Source organism: Pseudomonas sp. FG98 (assembly GCF_057808595.1).
Genome location: NZ_JBMDIJ010000053.1, coordinates 17,704 through 44,457 on the forward strand (window position 1 = coordinate 17,704; position 26,754 = coordinate 44,457).

General features: G+C 67.4%; 4 protein-coding genes. All 4 read right to left on the reverse strand.

Annotated elements, in window-relative coordinates; genetic code table 11:
* Positions 1–34: 34 nt before the first annotated feature.
* Complete coding sequence (locus ACODSK_RS23610; RefSeq protein ID WP_489019505.1) at positions 35–12,292, reverse strand: non-ribosomal peptide synthetase; 12,258 nt, start codon at positions 12,290–12,292, stop codon at positions 35–37.
* 1 nt (position 12,293) lies between these two features.
* Entirely contained in the window at positions 12,294–23,120 is a 10,827-nt protein-coding gene (locus ACODSK_RS23615) for an amino acid adenylation domain-containing protein (RefSeq protein ID WP_489019506.1), read from the reverse strand.
* Entirely contained in the window at positions 23,117–26,470 is a 3,354-nt protein-coding gene (locus ACODSK_RS23620; RefSeq protein WP_489019507.1) for an amino acid adenylation domain-containing protein, read from the reverse strand. Before ACODSK_RS23620 ends, ACODSK_RS23615 begins: the two co-directional genes overlap by 4 nt.
* A gap of 72 nt (positions 26,471–26,542) precedes the next feature.
* Positions 26,543–26,754: hypothetical protein (locus ACODSK_RS23625; protein WP_489019508.1), on the reverse strand; the 212-nt coding region annotated here is incomplete at its 5' end.

Sequence of the window (26,754 nt, forward strand, 5' to 3'; positions counted from 1 at the left end):
AGAGTCGAGCAGCTCTTGCACCTTGGGTCTCCTGCTAAGCGATCAAGTTATCGATTTCTTCTGCACTAAGACGTTTGAGCGCCTCCAGGGATTTAGTCAGTTCGTCCTGGGCACTGCCGGCCTGCCCCTGTTTCTGCGCAACCACCTCGCACAGATCGGCCAGGGTGCTCTTCTCGAACAGCTCGCGCAGGGCGATTTCGCACTGCAAGCGATCGCGAATGCGCGCCAGTACCTGCACCGCCAGCAACGAATGCCCGCCCAGTTCGAAGAAGTCGTCATGCATGCCGACCTGGTCCACGTGCAGCACCTCGCCCCAGATCGCCGCCAGTTGCTCCTCCAGCTCACCTTGCGGCGCCACGTAAGCGGCATGGGCATGGCCCATCTCCGGTTGCGGCAGGGCCTTGCGGTCCAGCTTGCCGTTCGGCGTCAGCGGCAACTGGTCGAGGAACAGCCACTGGCTTGGCACCATGAAGATCGGCAGGTCACGGGCCAGCAGGGCCTTGAGTTCGGCAACCAGCTCGTCGCCCTCACCACCGACGATCCAGGCCACCAGTTGCGTGCCGGTGGCGGTTTCGCTGGCCAGCACCACCGCTTCGCGCACGGCGGCATGGCGTAGCAACTGCGCTTCGATCTCGCCCAGTTCGATACGCAGGCCGCGGATCTTCACCTGGTGGTCGATACGCCCCAGGTAGTCGATCACGCCGTCGGCGCGGTAGCGCACCAGGTCGCCGGTGCGGTACAGGCGTGCGCCAGGAGTGAACGGATCCGGCACGAAGCGCTCGGCCGTCAGGTCCGGACGCTGGTGATAACCACGGGCCAGCGAATCCCCGCCGACATACAGCTCGCCGGCACTGCCCACCGGGCAGACCTGCAGGTTGCCGTCGAGCACGTAGGTGCGCACGTTGCTGATCGGCCGGCCGATGGCGGCGATTGCCGTCTCCACCGGGCCTTCGATCAGCAGGCTGCTAGTGTCGATGGTCGCTTCGGTCGGGCCGTACAGGTTGTAGACCTGGCCCTGCCACAGTGCACGCAACTGCTCCAGCAGCGCCGCGCTCAGCGCTTCGCCACCGAAGGCCAGGGTGCGCAGCGAATCCAGCTGACCGTCCTGCACTTCCGGCAGCAGCGCCTGGAGCACCGACGGCGCCAGTTGCAGCACGCTGACCTGCTGTACCGCCACTTCATCCCACAGCAGCGACAGGTCGTCGCTCAGCGCCGGGCTGGCCAGGACCAGTTGCGCGCCGTTGATCAGCGGCAGCCAGAACTCCCACACCGAGGCGTCGAAGCTGAAGGCGGTCTTCTGCAATACCCGGTCATTAGGGGCCAACTTCAGCTCGCCCTGCATCCACAGCATATGGTTGGCGAGGGCGCCGTGGCGGATCTCCACACCCTTGGGTCGGCCCGTGGAGCCGGAGGTGTAGATCACATAGGCCAGGTTGTCCGCGTGCAATTGCACTTGCGGCGGCGCCACCTCGCTCTCGTCCTGCCAGTCGATAAGGCGATCCAGCTCCAGGCTGCGCACCTGCTCGCAGGCTCGCAGCGAAGAATGGGTCAGCAGCAGGTCGACGCCACTGTCGCGCAGCATGTAGTCCAGGCGCTCCTGGGGGTACGCCGGGTCCAGCGGCACATAGGCGCCACCGGCCTTGAGGATCGCCAGCAGGCCGACCACCATTTCCAGCGAACGCTCCAGGGAAATCCCCACCAGCACATCCGGGCCCACGCCCAGCTCGCGCAGCTTGTGGGCCAGGCGGTTGGCCTGGCGGTCCAGCGCGGCGTAGCTCAGTTGGCGCTCGCCGAGCACCAGCGCCACAGCATCCGGCGTGGCCTGCACCTGGGCCTCGATCAGGTCATGGACCGGCGCATCGGCGAAGGCCACCGCCGTGTCGTTCCAGCCATGCAGCAGTTGCTCGCGCTCATCCTTGTCCAGCAGCGCCAGCTCGCCGAGTGCTGCCTGGGCATCATCGGCCAGGGCCAGCAGCAAGCGATCGAAATGCACCAGCAGCCGCGCCATGCCCTCCTCGCCGAAGCGCTGGCGATCGAAGTTGAACCGTACCGCCAGGGTCTCGTTGGCCTGGACCACCAGGGTCAGCCCGTAGTGGGTCTGCTCCTGGTTGATCACGCTGCCGAACGCCAGCCCTTGCGGGGCGGCCTGTTGCAGCACCTCGGAAACCGGATAGTTCTCGAACACCAGGATCGAATCGAACAAGGCTTCGCCGCCTTGCCCGGCCCAGCGCTGGATATCGTAGAGCGGGGTGTGCTCATGCTCGCGCAGGGCCAGGTTGAGCGCCTGCAATTCGCCCAGCCACTCCGCCACCGACTGCTCGGCACGCGGGCTGCCCACCACCGGCAGGGTATTGATGAACAGGCCGAGCTGCTCCTCGATCCCCGGCAACTCCGCCGGACGTCCGGCCACGATGGCGCCGAAGGTCACGCTGGCCTGTCCGGTGTAGCGCTGCAACAGCAGCAGCCAGGCGGCCTGGACCAGGGTGTTGAGGGTGACCCTTTGCTCGCGGGCAAAGGCATTGAGGCTCGCGGTGCGGGCAGGGTCGAGGGCGTAATGCAGGTCGACATAACCGTCCAGCGCGACCTCGGGCTTGAGCACCTCGGCCAGGCGGGTCGGCGCTTCCAGCTCGGCAAGCTGCTCGCTCCAGAAGGCCTCGCTGGCGGCGGCGTCCTGGTGTTGCAGCCATTCGATGTAATCCCGGTAGCGGGCGGCGGACTGCGCCGGCACCTGCCCGTGATAACGCTGCAACACCTCGCCCAGCAGGCGCGAACTGCTCCAGCCGTCCATCAGGATGTGATGGCTGGTGTAGATCAGGTGATGACTGTCAGCGCCGGTACGCAGCAGGGTCAGGCGCAGCAGCGCCTCCTGCTCCAGGTCGAAGCCGCGCTGGCGATCGGCATCGGCCCAGGCAGCGAGCGCCGCGGCGTCATGCTCGCGGGCGCGCCAGTCCTGCTCGGTCAGCACCACCGCCACCTGCTTGCGGATCACCTGCAACGGCTTGCGCAGATCGCTGACGAAACTGGCCCGCAGCACGTCATGCTGGTCGATCACCGCCTGCCAGGCGGCCTTGAAACGCGCCACGTCGAGGCCGCGCACATCCACGCGCAGCTGGTTGATGTAGTTAGCCGCCTCCTGCTCGTACAGGGTGTGGAACAGCATGCCCTGCTGCATCGGCGACAGCGGGTAGATATCGGCGATCTCCGCCGGGGCGATGCGCAGGCCGTCGATGTCCTGCTGGTCGAGGTGGGCCAGGGGGAAGTCCGAAGGCGTCGCGCTGGCATGTTCGGCGCGCAGGCAGTGCTCGACCAGTTGGCGCAGGGCGGTGGCGTACTGATCGGCCAGGCCCTGCAACAGTTCACGGTCGAACACTTCGGTGCTGAAGCGCCAGTTCAGTTCCAGCTCGCCGCCATAGACCTGGCCACTGACGCTGATCAGGCTGTCCAGCGGCGCGTCGAGGCTGTGCATGTCGCCGCTGCTTTCGCCGGACGGACGCAACAACCCGTCCTCCGCAGCGAAGCTGCCGTCGAACTGGCCCAGGTAGTTGAACACGATCGACCCCTGGGCCAGGCCCTCCAGGGTCTGGCGCGCGGCGCTGCTGCCCAGGTAACGCAGCAGGCCGTAGCCGATGCCCTTGTTGGGGATCGCCCGCAGTTGCTCCTTGATGGTCTTGATCGAGCCGGCCAGATCGGCAGCCGGGCTGAGCCGCACCGGATAGACCGTGGTGAACCAACCGACGGTGCGGGTGATATCCAGGTCCTCGAACAGGTCCTCGCGACCATGGCCTTCCAGCTTGATCAGCGCCGACGGCTGCCGGGTCCAGGCACAGATCACCCGTGCCAGCGCGGTCAGCAGCAGGTCGTTGATCTGCGTGCGGTAGGCCGCCGGGGCCTCCTGCAGCAGTTGTCGGGTCAGCACCGGGTCCAGGCGCGTGCTGACGCTGGCGACGCTGCGGCTGGTGGCCGTGGCGCCCGGCTTGCAGTCCGGCAGCTCATCGCTGACCTCGGCCAGTTGCGCCTGCCAGTAGCACAGTTCCTGCTCCAGTTCCGCGCTGCGGGCATGCTCGCGCAGGTGCTCGGCCCAATGCTTGAACGCGCTGGTCTTGGCCGGCAAGGTCAGCGGTTGCCCGGCAGCGAGGGCGGCATAGGCGTTTTGCAGGTCTTCCAGGAGGATGCGCCAGGACACGCCGTCCACCACCAGGTGATGGATCACCAGCAGCAGGCGTTGCGAGCCATCGGGCAGTTGCGCCAGGACCGCACGCAGCAGGTGACCGGCCTCCAGGTCGAGGCTGCGCTGGGCTTCCTGGGCCAGCGCCTGAAGCGCGTCCTGCTGGTCCAGTTGGCGAACCCACAGCAGAGCGCTGTCCTGGCGCGGGCCATGGGCCGCATGCCAGTTGCCCTGCTCCAGGGTGAAGCCCAGGCGCAGCGCGTCATGCTGCTCCAGCAAGGCACGCAGGGTGCGTTCCAGCAGGTCCGCCTGCAACACGCGGGACGGCTTGAGCATCACCGCCTGGTTCCAGTGCTGGCGCTGCGGGATCTCGGCGTCGAAGAAGGCGTGCTGGATCGGCGTCAACGGCGCGGCGCCGTCCACTGCCGCCTGGTCGATGACCGTGGCCTCGGCCCGGCGTGCCACGGCGGCCAGGCTCTGCACGGTCTGGCGCTGGAACAGGTCCTTGGGGGTAAAGAAGATCCCGGCCTGGCGGGCACGGCTGACCACCTGGATGGAGATGATCGAATCACCGCCCAGCTCGAAGAAGTTGTCGCTGACACCAACCTTCTCCAGCTTCAGCACATCGGCCCAGATTGCAGCCAATTGCTCTTCCAGCTCACCTTGCGGTGCCACGTAGGCGGCATGGGCATGGCCCATCTCCGGCTGCGGCAGGGCCTTGCGGTCCAGCTTGCCGTTCGGCGTCAGCGGCAACTGGTCGAGGAACAGCCACTGGCTCGGCACCATGAAGATCGGCAGGTCACGGGCCAGCAGGGCCTTGAGTTCGGCGACCAGTTCGTCGCCCTCACCACCGACGATCCAGGCCACCAGTTGCGTGCCGGTGGCGGTTTCGCTGGCCAGCACCACCGCTTCGCGCACGGCGGCATGGCGCAGCAACTGCGCTTCGATCTCGCCCAGTTCGATACGCAGGCCGCGGATCTTCACCTGATGGTCGATACGCCCCAGGTAGTCGATCACGCCGTCGGCGCGGTAGCGCACCAGGTCGCCGGTGCGGTACAGGCGTGCGCCAGGAGTGAACGGATCCGGCACGAAGCGCTCGGCCGTCAGGTCCGGACGCTGGTGATAACCACGGGACAGCGAATCACCGCCGACATACAGCTCGCCGGCACTGCCCACCGGGCAGACCTGCAGGTTGCCGTCGAGCACATAGGTGCGCACGTTGCTGATCGGCCGGCCGATGGCGGCAATCGCCGTCTCCACCGGGCCTTCGATCAGCAGGCTGCTGGTGTCGATGGTCGCTTCGGTCGGGCCGTACAGGTTGTAGACCTGGCCCTGCCACAGTTCACGCAACTGCTCCAGCAGCGCCGCACTCAGCGCTTCGCCACCGAAGGCCAGGGTGCGCAGCGAATCCAGCTGGCCGTCCTGCACCTCAGGCAGCAGCGCCTGGAGCACCGACGGCGCCAGTTGCAGCACGCTGACCCGCTGTACCGCCACTTCATCCCACAGCAGCGACAGGTCGTCGCTCAGCGCCGGGCTGGCCAGGACCAGTTGCGCACCGTTGATCAGCGGCAGCCAGAACTCCCAGACCGAGGCGTCGAAGCTGAAGGCGGTCTTCTGCAATACCCGGTCGTGAGGGGCCAGCTTCAGCTCGCCCTGCATCCACAGCATATGGTTGGCGAGGGCGCCGTGGCGGATCTCCACACCCTTGGGTCGGCCCGTGGAGCCGGAGGTGTAGATCACGTAGGCCAGGTTGTCCGCGTGCAGTTGCACTTGCGGCGGCGCCACCTCGCTCTCGTCCTGCCAGTCGACCAGGCGATCCAGCTCCAGGCGCTGCACCTGCTCGCAGACTCGCAGCGAAGAATGGGTCAGCAGCAAGCCGACGCCGCTGTCGCGCAGCATGTAGTCCAGGCGCTCCTGCGGGTAGGCCGGGTCCAGCGGCACATAGGCGCCACCGGCCTTGAGGACCGCCAGCAGGCCGACCACCATTTCCAGCGAACGCTCCAGGGAAATCCCCACCAGCACATCCGGACCCACGCCCAGTTCGCGCAGCTTGTGGGCCAGGCGGTTGGCCTGGCGGTCCAGCGCGGCGTAGCTCAGTTGGCGCTCGCCCAGTACCAGCGCCACAGCGTCCGGCGTGGCCTGCACCTGGGCCTCGATCAGGTCATGGATCGGCGCATCGGCGAAGGTCACCGCCGTGTCGTTCCAGCCATGCAGCAGTTGCTCGCGCTCGCCCTCGTCCAGCAGCACCAGTTGGTCCAGCGGCGCCTGGGCATCGCGGGTCAGAGCGTGCAGCAAGCGGTCCAGATGCCGCGCCAGTTGCGCCACCGCCTCGTCGCTGAAGTGCCGGCGATCATGGCTCAGGCGCATCGACAATGCGGCGCCGACATTGACCACCAGGGCCAGCGGATAGTGCGCCTGCTCCTGGTTGATCAGGCTGCCGAACACCAGGTCCTGGGGTGCGGTCTGCTGCAATGCCTCGGACACCGGATAGTTCTCGAACACCAGGATCGAGTCGAACAGCGCCTCGCCACCACGTCCGGCCCAGCGCTGGATCTCGTTGAGCGGGGTGTGCTCATGCTCGCGCAGGGCGACGTTCTGCGCCTGCACCTGGGCCAGCCACTCGGCCACGGTCTGCTGCGGCTGCGGGCTGCCGAGTACCGGCAGGGTATTGATGAACAGGCCAAGCTGCTCCTCGATCCCCGGCAGTTCGGTCGGACGGCCCGCCACCGTGGCGCCGAAGGCCACGCTGGCCTGGCCGGTGTAGCGCTGCAACAGCAGCAGCCAGGCGGCCTGGACCAGGGTGTTGAGGGTCACCCGCTGTTCCCGGGCGAAGTCGCTCAGCTGGCGGGTCTGCTGTTCGTCCAGGCGGTGCAGGCGCTCGCCATGGCCCTCGCCTGCCGCCCCGGCCTTGAATGCCAGGGCCAGGCGGGTCGGTTCTTCCAGCCCTTGCAGATGACCGCTCCAGAAGCGCTGGCTGGCCGCCGCGTCCTGGCGTTGCAGCCATTCGATGTAATCGCGATAGCGTCCGCCCTGGGCTGCGACGCTGTGGCCGCTGTAGCGCTGAAGCACTTCGCCGAGCATCCGCGAGGTGCTCCAGCCGTCCATCAGGATGTGGTGGCAGGTGTAGACCAGTTGATGGCTGGCCTCGGCCGTACGCAGCACCGCCAGGCGCAGCAGCGGGCCCTGGTCGAGGACGAAGCCGCGGGCACGCTCGGTCGCCGCCCACTGCTCGATCCACGCGTCCTGTTCGGCCTGGTCGCGCACGTCGAGCTCGATGAACGGCACCTCGACCTGGCGCAGCACCGCCTGCAACGGTTGGCGCAGGTCGCTGAGGAACACGCTGCGCAGCACTTCATGCTGGTCCACCAGCCCCTGCCAGGCCGCGCGGAAACGCGGAACATCGAGGCCGCTGACTTCAATGCGCAACTGGTTGATGTAGTTGCCCGCCTCCTGCTCGTACAGGGTGTGGAACAGCATGCCCTGCTGCATCGGCGACAGCGGATACAGGTCCTGCACCCTGGCCGCCGGCAGCGCCAGGCCGTCCAGTTCCGCCTGGGACAGGTCGATCAGGGGGAAGTCCGACGGCGTCATGCCGGCGCTGTCGGCGGCGGTGCAATGCTCGACCAGCGCGCGCAATTCGGCGGCATAGTCGTCCGCCAGACGCTGCACGGTGTCACGCTCGAACACCGCGCCGCTGAAGCTCCAGCCCAGGTCCAGCTCGCCGCCGTAGACCTGGCCGTTAATGCTGATCAGCGCCGCCAGCGGCGCGGCCGGGTCCTGGCTGTCGCCAGCGCTTTCGCCGGACGGCGCGAACAGGGCGTCGTCGGCGCTGAAGCTGCCGTCGAACTGGCCCAGGTAGTTGAACACGATATTGCCCTGGGCCAGGGCCCCCAGCGCCTCGCGTGCGGCATCGTTGCCGAGGTGGCGCAGCACGCCGTAGCCGATGCCCTTGTTGGGGATGGCGCGCAGTTGCTCCTTGATGGTTTTCAGCGAGGCATCCAGGGTCGCGGCCGGGGTCAGGCGGACCGGGAACAGGTTGCTGAACCAGCCGACGGTGCGGCTCAGGTCGATGCCGTCGAACAGGTCTTCGCGGCCATGGCCTTCCAGGCGGATCAGCGCATCGGCCTGCCCGCTCCAGCGGCAGATGACCCGGGCCAGGGCGGTCAGCAGCAGGTCGTTGATCTGCGTGCGATAGGCCGCCGGGGCATCCTGCAGCAGGCGGCGGGTCAGCTCGGCATCCAGGTGGGTGCTGACCGACAGGGCATGGCGGCGCTCCTGGCTGCCTTGCGGATGGTCGCAGGGCAGTTCGTCGGTCACATCGCGCAACTGCGCCTGCCAGTAGCCCAGCTCCTGCTCCAGTGCCGGGCTGACGGCGTAGTCGTGCAACTGGCCGGCCCAGTCCTTCAGCGAGCTGGTCTTGGCTGGCAGCGGCTGTTGCCGGTAGGCGCTTTGCAGGTCTTCCAGCAGCACACGCCAGGACACGCCATCGACCACCAGGTGGTGGATCACCAGTAGCAGGCGCTGCTCGCCATCGGCCAGGTTGACCAGCACGGCGCGCAGCAGCGAGCCGTCCTTGAGGTCGAGGCTGCATTGGGCTTCATTGGCCAGTTCGCGCAGGCCGGCGCTGTCGGCCAGCTCGCGGACCCACAGCAGCCCGTCAGCCTTGGCCGGGGCGAAGCTGGCCTGCCAGCCGGCAGCCTGTTGCTGGAAACTCAGGCGCAGGGCGTCATGCTGCTCGACCAGCGCCACCAGGGCCGTCTGTACCTGGGCAGCGTCGAGACGCACGCCGGGCTTGAGCATCACCGCCTGGTTCCAGTGCTGACGCTCGGGGATATCGGTGTCGAAGAAGCGCGCCTGGATCGGCAGCAGCGGCAGGCGCCCGCTGATCTGCGCCGGCGCCACGGCCGCAGCCTTCTTCTCGATCAGCTTGGCGACCGTGGCCAGCTGGCCGATGGTCTGCTTCTCGAACAGTTGCTTGGGGCTGAGCTTGATGCCCTGGCGCTTGGCCCGGGCGATGATCTGCAGGCTGAGGATCGAGTCGCCGCCCAGCTCGAAGAAGTTGTCGGTGCTGCCGACCTGCTCCAGCTTGAGCACCTCGGCCCAGATCGCCGCGAGCTTTTCCTCGATCTCGCCGGAGGGTGCCACGTAGCGCTGCTTGACCGCGCCCGGCTTGGGCAGGGCGCGCTTGTCCAGCTTGCCGTTGGCGGTCAGCGGCAGGCGTTCCAGCAACAGGATCTGCGCCGGTACCAGGTACTCCGGCAACGACTGTCCAAGCTGCTGGCGCAGGGCTTCGGCATTGAGCGCCACGCCGCTGGCGGCGACGCAGTAGCCGATCAGTTGCAGGCGCGACTCATCGCTGTCCTGGGGCAAGGCGAGGACTACGGCCTCGGCCACGCCATCGAGGCCTTGCAGCAGATGCCCGACCTCCCCCGGCTCGACCCGGTAGCCACGGATCTTCACCTGGTCATCGGCACGGCCCAGGTACTCCAGCACACCGCCGACCAGGCGCGCACGGTCACCGGCACGGTAACGGCGCTGGCCATTTTCAGCCGGGACGAAGCGCTCGGCGGTCAGTGCCGCCTGGCCCAGATAGCCCTGGGCGACGCCCTGCCCACCCAGGTACAGCTCGCCGGCCACACCTTCGGCCACCGGATTGAGCCAGGCGTCCAGCACCTGCGCAGTGCCGTTGGCCAGCGGCTGGCCGACCGGCACGCTGCGGCAACCGGCCAGGCGCTCGCCGACTTCGTGGGTGAGGATGCCGACGGTGGTTTCGGTCGGGCCGTAGTGGTTGAGCACGCGGCAGTCCTTCAGCCCGCGAATCTGCTCCAGCAGACTCCAGCTGCTGGCTTCGCCACCCAGCACCAGCAGCTCGCGCGGCAGCACATCCGCCGCCTTCGCCGCCTGCAACAGGCCTTGCAGATGGCTCGGCACGATCTTCAGCACATCGATGCGGTGCTCGGCCATATAGGCGGCGAAGCGGTCCGGGTCGAAGGCGTGTTCATGGGACAGCAGGTGCAGCGCACGACCCGACGCCAGGGCGCCGAACAGCATGGTGTGGCCGAGGTCGGCGGCGATGGTCGAGACCATCGCCATGCTGGCGTCGGCGCTCAGGTCGAGACGCTCCAGCACCGCCTGGACATAGTTGGCCAGGGCACCATGGCTGATCACCACGCCCTTGGGCTGGCCGGTGGAACCGGAGGTGTAGATCAGGTAGGCGGCTTGTTCGGCATGGATCTGCACGTCAGGCGCACGGGTGTCGCGGTCGGCCCACAGTTGCGGATTCCAGTTCAGGGTCGGGCACCCGAGGTCCAGCTCGCCGCTCTGGATCAGCAGCACCGCGCCGCTGTCACGCACCAGCTGGCGCAGGCGCTCCTGCGGCTGACGGGTATCCAGCGGCAGGTACACCGCACCCAGCTTGAGCACCGCCAGCAGGCTGACCACCCACTCGATGCCGCGCTCCTGGCACAGGGCAACGGTCTGCCCGGCCTGCACGCCCTGCCCTTGCAGGTAGTGGGCGAGCTGGTTGGACTGCGCCTCCAGTTGCTCGTAATCGAGGGTCTGCTCGCCAGCACGCAGGGCCAGCTTGCCGCGACCGGCCGCCAGGCCTTGCTGCCACAGGGCGATGAAGTTACCGCCGGTCAAAGCCGGGGCTTGGACAGCAGCCAGTTGCGGCGCCTGCTCGGGGAAACCCAGCACCGCCTCGCCGACATGAGCGGCGAGGTTTTCCAGCACGTTGCGCAGCGAGCCGGCGATACGTTCGATGGTCGCCGCTTCGAACAGGTCGGTGGCGTAGGTGAAGTAGCCACGCAGGCCATCCGGGCCGTCGACGAAGTCATAGGCCAGGTCGAAGCGCGCATCGGTGGAGCCGGAGGCATATTTCTCCACGCTCAGGCCATCGACACCGCGCTCGGCCTCACTGCCCTCTTCAGCGACGAACACCTGCTGGTTGATCTTGAACTGGAACAGCGGGTTGTGACCGAGATTGCGCTCCGGGGCCAGGGCATCCACCAGGTGCTCGAACGGCAGCTCCTGATGGGACTGGGCGCCACTGACCACCTGCTTGACCTGTTCCAGCAGAGCGGCGAAGGTCTGCCGCTCGTCCACCTGGACGCGCAGCACCTGGGTGTTGATGAAGAAGCCGATCAGCCCTTCCAGCTCGCTGCGGGTACGCCCGGCATTCGGCGCACCGATGCGGATATCACCCTGGCCGCTGTAGCGCGACAGCACCACGGCCATGGCGGCCAGGGTCAGCATGAAAATGGTCACGCCCTTGTTGCGCGCCACCTGCTTGAGTTGCGCCGACAGCCCGGTCGGCAGGTCGGCGCGCAGGATCGCGCCGCGGTAGCTCGGTTGCAGCGGACGTTCATGGTCCAGCGGCAGGCTCAGCAACGGTTGCTCGTCACCCAGTTGCTCCTTCCAGTACGCCAGTTGGCGCTCGCCCTCGCCGGCTTCCAGCCAGGCGCGCTGCCAGATTGCATAGTCGGCGTACTGGATCGCCAGGGCCGGCAACGGCGCTGGCTGGCCCGCGAGTTGGGCCTGATAGAGCTGGACGAATTCGCGCACCAGTAATTGCCCGGACCAGCCATCGGACACCACATGGTGCATGCACAGGGTCAGCACATGCCGGTGCTCGCCCAGGCGGAACAGGCGGACCCGCAGCAACTGCTCGCCGAGCAGGTCGAACGGCGCCTGCAACTCGGCCTCGACCAAGCCGGCCAGTTGGCTTTCCTCGGCGACTTCGGTCAGCTCCAGGGCCACCGGCACCTGTTCGAGGATCTCCTGGTGGAACTCGCCGTCCACCGAAACGAAACGGGTACGCAGGGTTTCGTGGCGCTGCACCAGCTGCGCCAGGGCACGGCCCAGCGCGGTCTGGTCCAGCGGGCCGTTCAGGCGCACCGCCATGGGCACGTTGTAGGCGCTGTTGTCCGGCTCCATCTGCCACAGGAACAGCATGCGCTGCTGGGCGTAGGACAGCGGGATGCGCGGCGTGTCGGTGCGGGTCACGGCAATCGGCAGCAGGCGGAAGCTCTGCCCGGTCTCGCGCATCTTGTCGAGGATCTGCCGACGTTGTTCCAGGGGCAGGCCGACGAAACGTTTGGCAATGCGCTCTGCGGTAGTCTTGTCCATCTCAGGCTCCTGCCAGTTCGTTCATCAGTTTTTCGATATCGGACAGGCCGTCCTCGGTCAGCGACAGGCCGGTTTCGGCGAGCGCCTGGATGAAGTCGTTCAATTGCGGTTTCTCGAAGATAAGGCGCAGCGGTACATCGATACCGAGGCCGGAATGAATGCGGGAAACGAGCTGGGCGGCGAGCAGCGAGTGCCCGCCCAGTTCGAAGAAGTCATCGCTCAGCCCCACGCGTTCGACCTTGAGCACCTCGGCCCAGATCGCCGCCATCTGCTGCTCCTGCTCGCTGACCGGGGCGACGTAATCGCGCTGCGCCAGGCTGGCGTCCGGTTTCGGCAGGGCCTTGCGGTCGAGCTTGCCGTTGGGGGTCTGGGGCATGCGGTCGAGCCAGGTGAAGTGGCTGGGCACCATGTAGTCCGGCAGGCCGGCGCGCAGATGGGCCTTGAGTGCACTGCGCAGTTCGCTGCTGTCCTCGTCACCGATCAGGTAGGCGGCCAGTTGCTTGTAGCCGTCCATGTCGATATCGATGACCACGGCTTGCTGCACCGCCTCGTGGGCCAGCAGGCGTGCCTCGATCTCGCCCAGTTCGATGCGGAAGCCACGGATCTTCACCTGATGATCGAGGCGGCCGACGTACTCGACGACGCCATCGGCGCGATAGCGCGCCAGGTCGCCGGTGCGGTACAGGCGACCGCCGGTGGTGGAGAACGGATCCGGCACGAAGCGCTCGGCGGTCAGCGCCGGGCGCTGGTGATAACCACGGGCCAGGCCATCGCCTCCGATCAGCAGCTCGCCCCGGGCGCCGACCGGCAGCACGTCGAGGTCATCGCTGGCGATATGCAGCGTGGTATTGGCCAGCGGCTTGCCCAGCCACACATCGTCGGCTGCGGTGAGGTAGTGCCGGGCCGACCAGATGGTGGTCTCGGTCGGGCCGTAGACGTTCCACACATGCCCGGCCTGATCGATCAGGCGCTGGGCCAGTTCGGCGCTCAGGGCTTCGCCACCGCAGAGGACGGTCTTGCCGTTCAGGGCACCGGCTGGCGCGGCATCGAGGATCATCCGCCAGCTCGACGGCGTGGCCTGGATCACGCTGACCTGCTGCTCGGCAATCACCTCCAGCAACGCCTGCGGGTCCATGTTCTGGTGCGGCTTGAGCAGCACCACCGAGGCGCCGCGGATCAGCGGCAGGTACAGCTCCAGACCGGCGATATCGAAGGACAGCGAGGTCAGCGACAGCACCCGGTCCGCCGCCTTCAGCCCTGGCTTGTCGGCCATGCTGAAGAGGAAGTTGACCAGCGCCTGATGGTGGATGGTCACGCCCTTCGGCAGCCCGGTGGAGCCGGAGGTGTAGATGGCGTAGGCGAGGTTCTGCGCGCTGGCGGTCGGCGCCAGGTCGTGGGTGGAATAGCCGTCCAGCCAGTCGCCTTCCTGGTCCACGCAGAGGGTGTTGACGCCCGTCGGAATGGTCAGTTGCTCCAGCAGCGAGGACTGGCTGAGCAGCAGGCCCAGGCCGCTGTCCTGCATCATGTAGGCCAGGCGGTCGCGGGGGAAATCCGGGTCCAGCGGCACATAGGCGCCACCGGCCTTGAGGATCGCCAGCAGGCTGACGACCATCTCCGCCCCGCGCTCCAGGGCCACGCCCACCAGAACATCCGGGCCGACGCCCAGTTCGCGCAGCTTGTGCGCCAGTTGGTTGGCGTAAGCGTTCAGTTGCGCGTAGCTCAAGGTGGTTTCGGCGGTGACCACGGCAACGGCATCCGGGGTCGCCCGCACCTGCGCCTCGATCAGCGCCGGCAGGCATTGCTCGCGGGGATAGTCGAGCTGGCTCTGGTTCCAGTCGACGAGGATCTGCTCGCGCTCGGCGGCAGACAGCAGCGGCAGCTCGGCGATGCGCTGGTCGGCATCGATGCAGATGCCTTGCAGCAACGTGCGCCAGTGTCCGGCCAGACGTTCGATGGTTGCGCCATCGAACAGTGCCGTGGCGTAGCTGAACTGCGCCTCCAGTCCGGCGCCATGCTCGACGGTGTTCAGGGTCAGGTCGAACTGCGCCGACTGGCTGTCGGCACCCAGCACTTCCACGCTCAGGCCCGGCAGTTGGCGGGCCGAGCCCTTGACCTCGGTCTGGTGGTTGAACATCACCTGGAACAGCGGACTGTGGCTCAGGCTGCGCTGCGGTTGCAGGGCTTCCACCAGTTGCTCGAACGGCAGCTCCTGATGGGCCTGGGCTTGCAGGGCGGTGTGCCTGACCTGCTGCAACAGCTCGCTGAAGGTGGCGTCGGCGGTGAACCCGGCCTTGAGCACCTGGGTGTTGACGAAGAAGCCGATCAGCTTCTCGGTCTCGGCCCGGGTGCGGTTGGCGATCGGCACACCGACACGGATATCGTTTTGTCCGCTATGGCGCTGCAACAGGGTCTGGAACGAGGCCAGCAGGAGCATGAACAGGGTCACGCCCTGCTCCCGCGCCACGGCCTTGAGCTTGTCCACCAGCGCCGCGTCGAGGGCGATGGCGCGACGGGCGCCGGCCAGTTGCTGGATCGCCGGGCGCGGACGGTCGGTAGGCAGTTCCAGCACCGGCTGTTCACCGCCCAGTTGCTCGGTCCAGTAGGCCAGCTGGCGGGCCTGCTCGCCGGCTTCCATCCACTGGCGCTGCCACGCAGCGTAGTCGGCGTACTGGAACGGCAGGGCTTCGAGGGCGGTCTCGCGGCCCTGACTGAAGCCTTCGTAGAGGCGCACCAGTTCGTCGACCATGATCGGCATCGACCAGCCATCGGACACGCTGTGGTGCTGGGTCAGCACCAGCACATGCTGGTTCTCGCCCAGGTGCAGCAGCTTGACCCGCAGCAGCGGCCCCTGTTGCAGATCGAACGGACGACGCACCTCGGCAGCGATGCAGGCTTCCAGGCTTTCGCCGGCAGCCAGTTGCTCCACCGCCAGGACGAACGGCGTCGCCCCATGGATCACCTGCACGCCGCGCTCGCCATCCTGGCGGAAGGTGGTGCGCAGGGTTTCATGACGGGCGATCAGCGCGGCGAAGCTCGACTCCAGCGCCTCGATATCCAGCGCGCCATCCAGGCGCAGGGCCACCGGAATGTTGTAGGCGGCGCTGTCCGGCTCCAGTTGCCAGAGGAACCACTGGCGCTGCTGGGCATAGGACAGTTCCAGCGGCTGGCTGCGGTCGGCGCGGCTGAAGGCCGGGGCACGACTGGCCTCGCCCTGCCCTGCCACGGCGGCGAAGGCAGCCAGGTCGGCGGCCTCGAACAGCTGGCGCAGGGTCAGCTCCAGACCCAGTTGCTGGCGCACCCGGGAGACCACCTGAGTGGCCAGCAGGGAGTGGCCGCCCAGCTCGAAGAAGTTGTCGCTCAGGCCGACCTTTTCCACTTGCAGGACATCGGCCCAGATCGCCGCGAGTTGCTGTTCCAGCTCGCTGACCGGGGCAACGTAGGCCGATTGCAGGTTGGCCGCATCGGGTTTCGGCAGGGCCTTGCGGTCCAGCTTGCCGTTGGCGGTCAGCGGGAAGGCGTCCAGCACGACCAGGTGCGCCGGGACCATGTAGTCCGGCAGATGGGCTTTGAGGTGGGTTTTCAGGGTGTCGCGCAGGTCGCTCTGGTCCGGGTTGGCCGCGACCAGGTAGGCCGCCAGTTGCTGGCCTGCCGGGCCGTCGACTGCCAGCACGATCACTTCGCGCACGGCGTCGTGTTCCTGCAGCCGCGCCTCGATCTCGCCCAGTTCGATACGGAAGCCGCGGATCTTCACCTGATGGTCGATGCGCCCGGCGTACTCGATCACGCCCTCCCCACGGAAGCGCGCCAGGTCGCCGGTGCGGTACAGGCGGCTGCCGTCGGTGGCGAACGGGTTGGGCACGAAGCGTTCGGCAGTCAGGGCGGCGCGGTTGTGATAGCCGCGAGCAAGGCCGGCGTGGCCGACATGCAGCTCGCCACAGACGCCGGTGGCGACCGGGTTGAAATCGCTGTCCAGCACCTGCATCGACAGGTCCGGGATCGCCTCGCCGATCGGGCTGACTTCGGCCTGTTGCAGGTCGGCCCTGGTGATCGGACGGTAGGTCACGTGCACCGTGGTTTCGGTGATGCCGTACATGTTGATCAGGCGTGGCTGTTGATCGCCGAAACGCTCGAACCAGGGTTGCAGGCTGCCAACGTCCAGCGCCTCGCCGCCGAATACCATATAGCGCAGGGACAGTTCGTCGGACGCGACCCGGGCCAGTTGCTTGAACGCCGAGGGCGTCTGGTTCAGTACGGTGACTTTCTCGGTCACCAGCAGCGCGTTGAAGTCTTCCGGCGAGCGGGTCACTTCACGCGGCACCACTACCAGACGGCCGCCGTACATCAGCGCGCCGAAGATCTCCCACACCGAGAAGTCGAAGGCGTAGGAGTGGAACAGGGTCCACACGTCCTTGTCGTCGAAGCCGAACCACTCTTCCGTCGCCGCGAACAGGCGCAGGACGTTGTGGTGCGGCAGCAAAGCACCCTTCGGCTTGCCGGTGGAGCCGGAGGTGTAGATCACATAAGCGAGGTTGTCCGGCGACGTCAGGTTGACCGGGTTCTCAATGCTGTAGCCCTCGAAGCAGCCGAGCAGATCAGCCTGGGTCAGCACCAGCTTGATGCCGCTGTCCGCCTTCATGTAGTCGAGACGGTCCTGTGGATAATCCGGGTCCAGGGGCACATAGGCACCGCCAGCCTTGAGAATCCCCAGCACGCCGACCAGCATTTCCAGGCTGCGCTCGACCGACAGGCCGACCAGTACATCCGGCCCTACGCCCAGCTCGCGCAGCTTGTGCGCCACCTGGTTGGCGCGGCTGTTGAGCTGTGCATAAGTCAGTTGCTCAGCGCCGAAGCTCACCGCCACTGCATCGGGCACCCGCGCGGCCTGGGCTTCGATGCGCTGGTGAATGCACTGCTCACTCGGGTAGACGGCCACCTCCTGGCTCGCCGCTGCTGACAGCGCCAGCTCACCCAGCGCCTGCGCCGGATCGACGATCAACGCCGCCAGCAACTGCTTGAAGTGCGCCGCCAGTTGCCCGACCGCCTGCGCGCCAAAGGCGCTGCGGTCGTGGCTGATGCGCAGCGACAGGCGCTCCCCGGTGTTCACCACCAGGGTCAGCGGGTAGTGGGTCTGCTCCTGGGTGCGCACATCGCCGAACACCAGGCCTTGCGGCGCCGCCTGTTGCAGCGCCTCGGACACCGGGTAGTTCTCGAACACCAGGATCGAGTCGAACAGCGCCTCGCCGGCCCAGCCGGCCCAGCGCTGCACTTCGTACAACGGCGTGTGCTCGAACTCGCGCAAGGCGATGTTCTGCGCCTGCACCTGCTGCACGAAGCTCGCCACGCTCTGCTCGGAACGCGGGCTGGCGACCACCGGCAGGGTGTTGATGAACAGCCCGAGCTGCTCCTCGATCCCCGCCAGCTCGGCCGGACGGCCAGCCACGGTGGCACCGAAGGTCACGCTGGACTGCCCGGTGTAGCGTTGCAACAGCAACAGCCAGGCAGCCTGGACCAGGGTGTTCAGGGTCACCCGCTGCTCGCGGGCGAACTCGCCGAGCCGACGGGTCAGTGCGCTATCCAGGTCTTCCAGGTATTCGCCATAGCCCTCGCCATCCGCCGCGCCCTTGAGCGCCTGGGCCAGACGGGTCGGTTCGTCGAAGGCGGCCAGTTGCTCCAGCCAGAAGCGCTGGCCGGCGCCGGTATCCTGGCCTTGCAGCCAGTGGATGTAGTCGCGGTACTGGCTGCCCAGGCGCGCCGGCGCCTGCCCGGCATAGCGCTGCAGGACTTCGCCGAGCATGCGCGAGCTGCTCCAGCCGTCCATCAGGATGTGATGGCTGGTGTAGATCAGTTCATGGCGGTTGTCGCCGGTGCGGATCAGCGCCACCCGCAGCAACGGGCCCTGGGCCAGTTCGAAGCCCCGGTCGCGCTCGCCCCGGGCCCAGTCGTCGAGCCAGGTGTCGAGGTCGGCCTGCGCGCGGGCATCGAGTGCCACGAACGGCAGTTCGACCTGACGCTGCACCACCTGCACCGGCTGGTCGGCATCGCTGACAAAGCCGCTGCGCAGGATCGGATGCTGGTCCAGCAGGTCCTGCCAGGCCTGGCGCAGGCGCGCCGGGTCGAGACCTTCGACGCTGACCCGCAGCTGGTTGATGTAGTTGCCGTCTTCCCTGGCGTACAGGCTGTGGAACAGCATGCCCTGCTGCATCGGCGCCAGCGGGTAGATGTCCTCGATGCTGGCGGCGGCCACCGGCAAGCGGTCGAGCTGCTGCTGGCTCAACCCGACCAGCGGGAAGTCCGATGGGGTCACGCCCTGATGACCGGCCTGGCAATGCTCGATCAGCGCCGTCAGCGCCTGCTCGTAGGCCCGGGCCAGGGCCTCGATGGTTTCCACGCGGAACATCTCGCGGCTGAAGGCCCATTCGAGGCGCAAGCGGCCGTCGAACACCTGGCCGTTGACGCTCAGCCAGTTGCCCAGCGGGCCCTGCGGGCATAGCGGCTGGCCACTGCTTTCGCTGGCCAGGGCGAAGGCGCCCTGCTGCTGATCGAAGCTGCCATCGAACTGGCCCAGGTAGTTGAAGGTCACCCGTGGCTGCGGCAAGGCCGCCAGCTGGTGGGCGAAGTCGCCGTCGCCGAGATAGCGCAGCACACCGAAGCCGATGCCCTTGGCCGGCACGCCGCGCAGTTGTTCCTTGATCGTGCAGATCGACGCGGCGGCATCGGCGGCCGGGGTCAGGCGCACCGGGAACAGGCTGCTGAACCAGCCGACCGTGCGGCTCAGGTCGATGTCGTCGAACAGGTCCTCGCGGCCATGGCCTTCCAGTTGCACCAGCACCGATGGCTTGCCGCTCCACTGGCACAGCACCTGGGCCAGGGCAGTCAGCAACAGATCGTTGACCTGGGTGCGGTAGGCCGCCGGGGCGACCTTGAGCAGTTGGCTAGTCAGTTCTTCGTTGAGGGTCGAGGCGGCATGGGCCGCATCGCTGATGCGCAGGCTGCCCTGTGGGTTGTCCTGGGGCAGCGCGCTGTCACCCCCGTCGAGCACGCCCTGCCAGTAGCTGCGCTCGGCTTCCAGCGCCGGACTGTTGGCATAAGCGTGGAGTTTTTCCGCCCAGGCCTTGTACGAGCTGGTCTTGGCCGGCAGGGCCGCACCGGCCAGGGCCTGTTGCAGGTCTTCCAGCAGCACGCGCCAGGACACGCCATCCACCACCAGGTGATGGATCACCAGCAGCAGGCGCTGTTCGCCGGCGGGCAGGTCCACCAGCACGGCACGCAGCAGCGGGCCGCTCTTCAGGTCGAGGCTGCGCTGGGCTTCGTCGGCCAGGGCCGGCAACTCGTCGCTGTGCGCCAGCTCACGGGTCCACAGCACCGCGCTACTGTCCAGCGGGGCGAACACCGCCTGCCAGCCGGCGTACTGCCGGGCGAAGTTCAGGCGCAGGGCGTCGTGTTGCTCCAGCAGGGCGTGCAGGGCCTTTTGTAGCGTGGCGCTGTCCAGCGTGCGGGTTGGCTTGAGCAGCACCGACTGGTTCCAGTGCTGGCGCTCGGGGATATCGCTTTCGAAGAAGCGCGCCTGGATCGGCAGCAGCGGCAGGTTGCCGCTGATCTGCTCGACCACCGGGGCCGCCGCCTTCTTTTCGATGCGCTTGGCGACCGTGGCCAGTTGGCCGATGGTCTGTTTTTCGAAGAGCTGCTTGGGGTTGAGCTTGATCCCCTGGCGCTTGGCCCGGGCAATGATCTGCAGGCTGAGGATCGAGTCGCCGCCCAGTTCGAAGAAGTTGTCGGTACTGCCGACCTGCTCGAGCTTGAGCACGTCGCGCCAGATGGCCGCGAGGGCTTCCTCGATTTCGCCTTGCGGGGCGACGAAACGCTGCTGCACCGCACCCGGCTTGGGCAGGGCGCGCTTGTCCAGCTTACCGTTGGCGGTCAGCGGCAGTTGTTCGAGCAGGACGATCTGCGCCGGGACCATGTAGTCCGGCAACGACTGTCCAAGCTGTTGGCGCAGCGACTCGGCGCTGACGCCTTCGGCCACGACCCAGGCCAGCAGTTGCAGACGGCTGGCATCGTCGTCCTGGGGCACGGCGAGGACCACCGCCTGACGTACTTCGGCCAGGCCTTGCAGGACCCGGGCGACTTCCGCCGGCTCGACGCGGTAGCCGCGGATCTTCACCTGGTCGTCGGCGCGGCCGATGAATTCCAGCTCGCCCTGGCGGTTACGGCGTACCCGGTCGCCGCTGCGGTACAGGCGCGCACCGGCCGGGCCGTGGGGGTCCGGCACGAAGCGTTCGGCAGTCAGCGCCGGCTGGCCGAGATAGCCCAGGGCCAGGCTGTCGCCGCCGATATACAGCTCGCCGGGCACACGCTCGGCGACGCCGTTGAACACATCGTCCAGCACCCGCACCACGGCCCCCGGCAGTGCCTTGCCTACCGGCACCACGGCGGGCACGTCGCCGGCCACTTCATGGGTCAGCACGCCGACCGTGGTTTCGCTCGGGCCATAGTGGTTGACCACGCGGCACTGCGGACGTAGCTCGCGCACCCGCTCGACCAGGCCGGCCGGGCAGGCTTCGCCGCCGACGATCAGCAGATGGCGCGGCAGCACGTCGGCCGGGCGCGCGGCCTGGAGCAGCGCGGCGAGATGGCCGGGCACGATCTTCAGCACGCCGACCTGATGGGTCGCCATATAGTCGGCGAAGGCATCCGGGTCGAAGCCCAGGGCCTCGGGCAGCACATGCAGGGTACGGCCGGCGCACAGGGCGCCGAACAACACGGTGTGGCCGAGGTCGGCGGCGATGGTCGAGGCCAGCGCCATGCTCGCCTCGGCGGCCGGTTGCAAGCGCTCCAGCAGGCCACGCACGTAGCTGGCCAGAGCGCCATGGCTGACCAGCACGCCCTTGGGCTGGCCGGTGGAACCGGAGGTGTGGATCACATAGGCCGGGGACTGCTCGTGCAGGGTAACGGCTGGCGCAGTGGCCGGCTGTTGCTGCCAGAGCGCCGGCTGCCAAACGATATCCAGCGCCACGTCGAGACGCGGGGCAGCTTCGCTGCGCAGCACGACCTTGGCCCCGGCGCGCTCCAGCATCCCTTGCAGGCGCTCGGCAGGCGCCTTGACGTCCAGCGGCATATACACCGCACCAGCCTTGAAGATCGCCAGCAAGGCGGTCAGCCAGGGCAGCGAGCGCTCCATCAGCACCGCCACCGGCTGGCACTGGGCGATGCCCTGTTGCAGCAGGTGGTGGGCGAGACGGCTGGATGCTTCATCCAGCTCGCGCCAGGTCAGGCTTTCGGTCAGGCAGCGGGCGGCGATGGTCCCGGGCTGGCGGTCGACATTGGCCTGCCACTGGCTCAGCACCGAAGGCGCGGCCGGCAGTGCCTCGGCGGCCTCGGCCTGCACCTGTGCGCCCAGGCGGTAGAGCGGCGCTTGCGGCGCATCCAGCACGGCGTCGAACAGCGCCAGCAGTTGCGGAATGAAGGCCTCGACCGTGGCGCGCTGGTACAGGTCGCTGGCGTAGGCGATATCGCCGTGGATCAGTTGGCCGTCATCGGTAATGTCCAGGGCCAGGTCGAAGTGCGCGCCCTCGCGCTGCATCGGGTATTCGCTGACCTCCAGCCCCGGCAGCTTCAGCGACAGTTCCTGCTTGAGCACCACGTTCTGGTTGAACTTGGCCTGGAACAGCGGGTTGTGGCCGAGGTTGCGCTCCGGCGCCAGCTGGTCCACCAGTTGCTCGAAGGGCACGTCCTGGTGGGCCTGGGCGTCGAACGAGGTCTCGCGGATCTGCGCCAGCAGGTCGAGGTAGCTCAGGCGTTCGTCCAGTTGGCAACGCAGCACCTGGGTGTTGATGAAGAAGCCGATCAGCCCTTCGGTCTCGCTGCGACCACGGTTGGCATTGGGCACGCCGATACGGATATCGCGCTGCCCGGACTGGCGCGAGAGGAACAGCGAGAAGCCGGCCAGCACCAGCATGAACAGGCTCATGCCCTGGCTGCGGGCGAAGGCGTTGAGGCGCTGCGAGCGCGCGGCGCCGAAATCGAACTTGAGGTGGGCGCCACGGAAGCTCTGCGCCGGCGGACGGGGGAAATCCTGGGCGGCTTCCAGCAGCGGCTGCTCGTCGCCCAACTGACGACGCCAGTAATCCAGCTGGCGCTCGCCCTCCCCGGCTTCCAGCCACTGGCGCTGCCAGATGGCGTAATCGGCGTATTGCAGGGTCAGCGCCGGCAACTGCGGCTCGCCGCCTTGCACGTAGGCCTGATAGCTCTGGGCGAACTCCTTGACCATCACTTCCATGGACCAGCCATCGGAAACGATATGGTGCATGCACACCACCAGCACCTGCTCGTCTTCACTCACGCGCAGCAGGCAGGCGCGCAGCAGCGGGCCCTTGAGCAGGTCGAACGGCCGGGCGATGAACTCGCCGGCCTGGCGCGCCAGCTCGGCATCGCTGCCCGGCTCGGCGCGCTGCAGGTCGAGGGACAGCGCCGGCAGGATCACCTGGCGCGGCTGCTCGCCCTCGGTGTTGAACACCGTGCGCAGCACTTCATGGCGTTGCAGCAGGTGGTCGAAGGCGCGTTGCAGGGCCTGCTCGTCCAGTTGTCCAGTCAGACGCAGGGCGGTGCTCATCTTGTAGGCATCGCTGGTCGGGTCGAGCTGCCAGAGGAACAGCAGGCGCTGCTGGGCGTAGGACAGCGGGATCAGTTCGACGTCGTGGCGGCTCTCGACGATGGGCAGCAGGCTGAAATCCTTGCCGTCCGCGCGCAGCTTGGCGAGGAACTGACGGCGCTGATCGAGCGACAGACCGACAAAGCGTTTGGCAATACGTGCAGTTGTGGTCCCGCTCATGCTTCGGTTTCCTCCAGAGAATCCATGAACTGGTCCATATCGTCCCAGTCGTCGTCGCTCGTCGTGGTGTTCAACGCCGCCACGGCAGCGGCCAGCTGGCTCAGCAGCGGCTGTTCGAACAGGGTGCGCAGCGGCAGGCTGACACCGAGGTGCTTGTTGATCCGCGCGACCATCTGCGCCGCCAGCAGGGAATGCCCGCCCAGCTCGAAGAAGCTGTCGTTGAGGCCGACCCGCTCGATCTTCAGCACCTCGGCCCAGATGGCGGCCAGTTGCTGCTCGATATCGGTGACCGGCGCTACATAGCGCGCCTGCGCCTGGCTGGCGTCCGGCTGCGGCAGGGCCTTGCGGTCGAGCTTGCCGTTGGGCGTCAGGGGCATGGCGTCGAGGGCGATGAAGAAGGTCGGGACCATGTAGTCCGGCAGTTGGGCCTTGAGGGCGAGCTTGAGCGCGTCGACATCGAGCTCGCTGCGGGTGACCACGTAGGCCGCCAGTTGCTTGCCCTGTGGACCGTCGATATCGAGGACCACGGTTTCGCGGATCGCCGGGTGTTCCAGCAGGCGGGTTTCGATCTCGCCCAGCTCGATGCGGTAACCGCGGATCTTCACCTGGTGGTCGGCACGGCCGACGTACTCCAGCACGCCATCGGCGCGGCGGCGGGCCAGGTCGCCGGTGCGGTACAGGCGCTCGCCCGGCGCGCCGAACGGGTTGGGGACAAACACCGGCACGCTGCGGCGGGTATCGCCGACGTAGCCACGGCCAACGCCGGTACCGGCGACGCACAGCTCGCCCACGGCGCCCAGCGGCACCAGTTCAAGCGCGTCGTCCAGCAGGTAGATCAGGTTGTTGTCGGTCGGCGTGCCGATCGGCAGGTAGGTGCTTTCGGTGGCCGCCAGGTCGACGCGGAAGAAAGCCACGTCGTCCGAGCATTCGGCCGGGCCATAGGCGTTGACCAGGCCGATCTGTGGATAACGCAGCAGCCACTGACGGGCCAGCTCAGGCGGCATGGCTTCGCCGGTCGGCAGCATCCAGCGCAGGCCGTCGAGGCTCACGCGCTCTTCGGCGAGCAGGCCCTGGATCAGCGACGGTACGCTTTCCAGCACGCTGATGCCCTGCTGCTGAACGTGAGCCAGCAGTGCCTGCGGGTCGCGGGCGATATCGTTCGGCACGATGTCCACACGGGCGCCGAACAGCGGTGCGGCGAGGAACTGCCAGACAGAAATGTCGAAGCTTTGCGAGGCGGTCTGGGCGATCACGTCTTTCTCGCTCAGATCCAGATACGGCACCTTGCTCAGCTGGTTGTTGAGCATGCCGCGCTGTTCGACCATCACGCCTTTCGGCAGGCCGGTGGAGCCGGAGGTGAAGATCACGTAGGCGAGGTTGTCCGGCGCGCTGTAGCGGCCCGGGTTGGTGATCGCATCGTTTTGCTGGACCTGTTCCCAGACCAGCAACTGGACGCCAGCGTTGTCGGCGATCAGTTCGCGAGCCTGCGCTTCGCAATCAGCGCTGCACACCAGCACTGGCGCACGGCTCTGGCCGATCACGCCAGCAAGGCGCTGGTTCGGCAGCGCCGGGTCCAGCGGCAGGTAGCCAGCGCCAGCCTTGAAGCTGCCGATGATCATGCCCAGCAGGTCCGGGCCACGTTCGGCGAGCAAGGCGATCGGCTGGTCGAAGCCGGCACCGGCCTCGATCAGGGCATGGCCCAGGCGGTTGGCGGCGGCGTTGAGCGCTGCGTAGCTCTGCTGCTGATCGAGATAGCTGACGGCGGTCCGCTCAGGATGTGCTGCCACCCGCTCTTCGAACTGCGCCACATAGCTGCGTTCCAGCGGGTACTCGCGAGCGGTCTGGTTGCAGCCCTCGCTGACAAAGCGACGCTCCTCCTCGCCCAGCAGCGGCAGCTCGCCGATCCGCGCTTCGGCGTCGGCGCATACGGCTTGCAGCAGGTTGCGCCAGTACCCGGCGAGGCGCTCGACGGTGGCTCGCTCGAACAGATCGGTGGCGTAGGTGAAGGAGGCCTGGAGTTGCTCGCCCTCGCCGCTGGTTTCCAGCATCAGGTCGCAGGCGAGGGCCTGGTCGCGCTCGTCGGCGGCCAGTTGTCCGGCATCCGGGCTTTCCACCCGCAGCCCGCAAGCCAGTTGCCGGGCGCCGACCTCGGCCACTTGCGGCCGGTGGTTGTACATCGCCTGGAACAGCGGATTGCGGTCCTGCCCGCGGGCCACCTGCAGGCCGTCGGCCAGGGCCTCGAACGGCAGGTCCTGATGGGCCTGGGCGCCCAGGGCGGCCTGGCGGACCTGTTGCAGCAGTTCGCTGAAACTGCTGTCGCCACGCACCTGGCTGCGCAGCACCTGGGTGTTGACGAAGAAGCCGATCAGCCCTTCGGTTTCACTGCGGGTACGGTTGGCAATCAGACCACCGACACGGATATCGGTCTGGCCGCTGCAGCGATGCAACAGCACCTTGAACGACGCCAGCAGGACCACGAACAAGGTCACGCCCTGGCGCTGGGCCAAGGCCTGCAGGCCGTTCAGCAGTGCCGGGTCGAGGGCGATGTCCAGGTGTCGGCCTTTCTGGCTGGGCAGCGGAGGATGGGGACGATCGGCCGGCAACGCCAGCACCGGGTGTTCATCGCCCAGGTGCTCGCGCCAGTAGGTCAGTTGCCGGGCCTCCTCGCCCGCCTCCAGCCAGGCGCGCTGCCACAGCGCGTAATCGCGGTACTGCACCGGCAAGGGCGCGATGGCGGGTGTCCGGCCCTGGGCCAGGCTGTCGTAATAGCCCAGGCACTCGTCCAGCAGCACGCCCATGGACCAGCCATCGGTGATGATGTGGTGCAGGGTCAGCAGCAGGATGTGCGACTCGGCGCCCAGGCGCAGCAACTGCACGCGCAGCAGCGGGCCCTGCTGCAGATCGAATGGCCGCGCGGCCTCGTGGGTCATCCGCACCTGGGCCGCGGCCATATCGGCGACCTCATGGACCTCGATGGTCAGCGGCTGCGCTGGCGCCACGCGCTGGCCGGCGTGGTCTTCGTCCTGGAAGAAGGTGGTGCGCAGGCTTTCATGGCGCTCGATCAACAGGCTGAACGCGCGCTCCAGCGCCGGGATATCCAGCGAGCCGTACAGGCACAGGGAAATCGGCAGGTTGAAACCTGCGGCCTCGGGATCGAGCTGCCAAAGGAACCAAAGGCGCTGCTGGGCATGGGACAAGCCGTCACGCCCGGCGACACCTTCGCAGGAGGGGATCGGAAACTGGGCGAAGTCCACCTGTTCGCGACGCAGCGCGTCCAGGAACAGGCTGCGCTTCGCGGCTGGCAACTCGACGAAACGGCGGGCGAGTGTCCGGGCTTGTTCGGCATTCATGCAGTGGGTCCTTGCTGATCGGCGTGACCGTGGTTTGGTCGTATCAACAAGGACGAACTGGAAGGGAAATATTTAGAAAGGAATGGGGGTGTTGGTCGGGGAAGCTTGTTGGGGATGGATCGCGGTGCATCGCGAGGTGCATGTCGGTGTTTTTCTGGCGCCCTCAAGATCGAGCGCCGCCCGCGCGGCGCATCGCGAAGCGCATGCCGGTGTTTTTCCAGCGCCCTCCAGATCGAGCGCCGCCCGCGCGGCGCATCGCTGGCAAGCCAGCTCCCACATTTGTT

What these genes read in the sequence shown, in the direction of transcription:
- ACODSK_RS23610 (WP_489019505.1), bottom strand. Translation starts at nt 12,292, where the DNA reads ATGGACAAGACTACCGCAGAGCGCATTGCCAAACGTTTCGTCGGCCTG.
- ACODSK_RS23615 (WP_489019506.1), bottom strand. Translation starts at nt 23,120, where the DNA reads ATGAGCGGGACCACAACTGCACGTATTGCCAAACGCTTTGTCGGTCTG.
- ACODSK_RS23620 (WP_489019507.1), bottom strand. Translation starts at nt 26,470, where the DNA reads ATGAATGCCGAACAAGCCCGGACACTCGCCCGCCGTTTCGTCGAGTTG.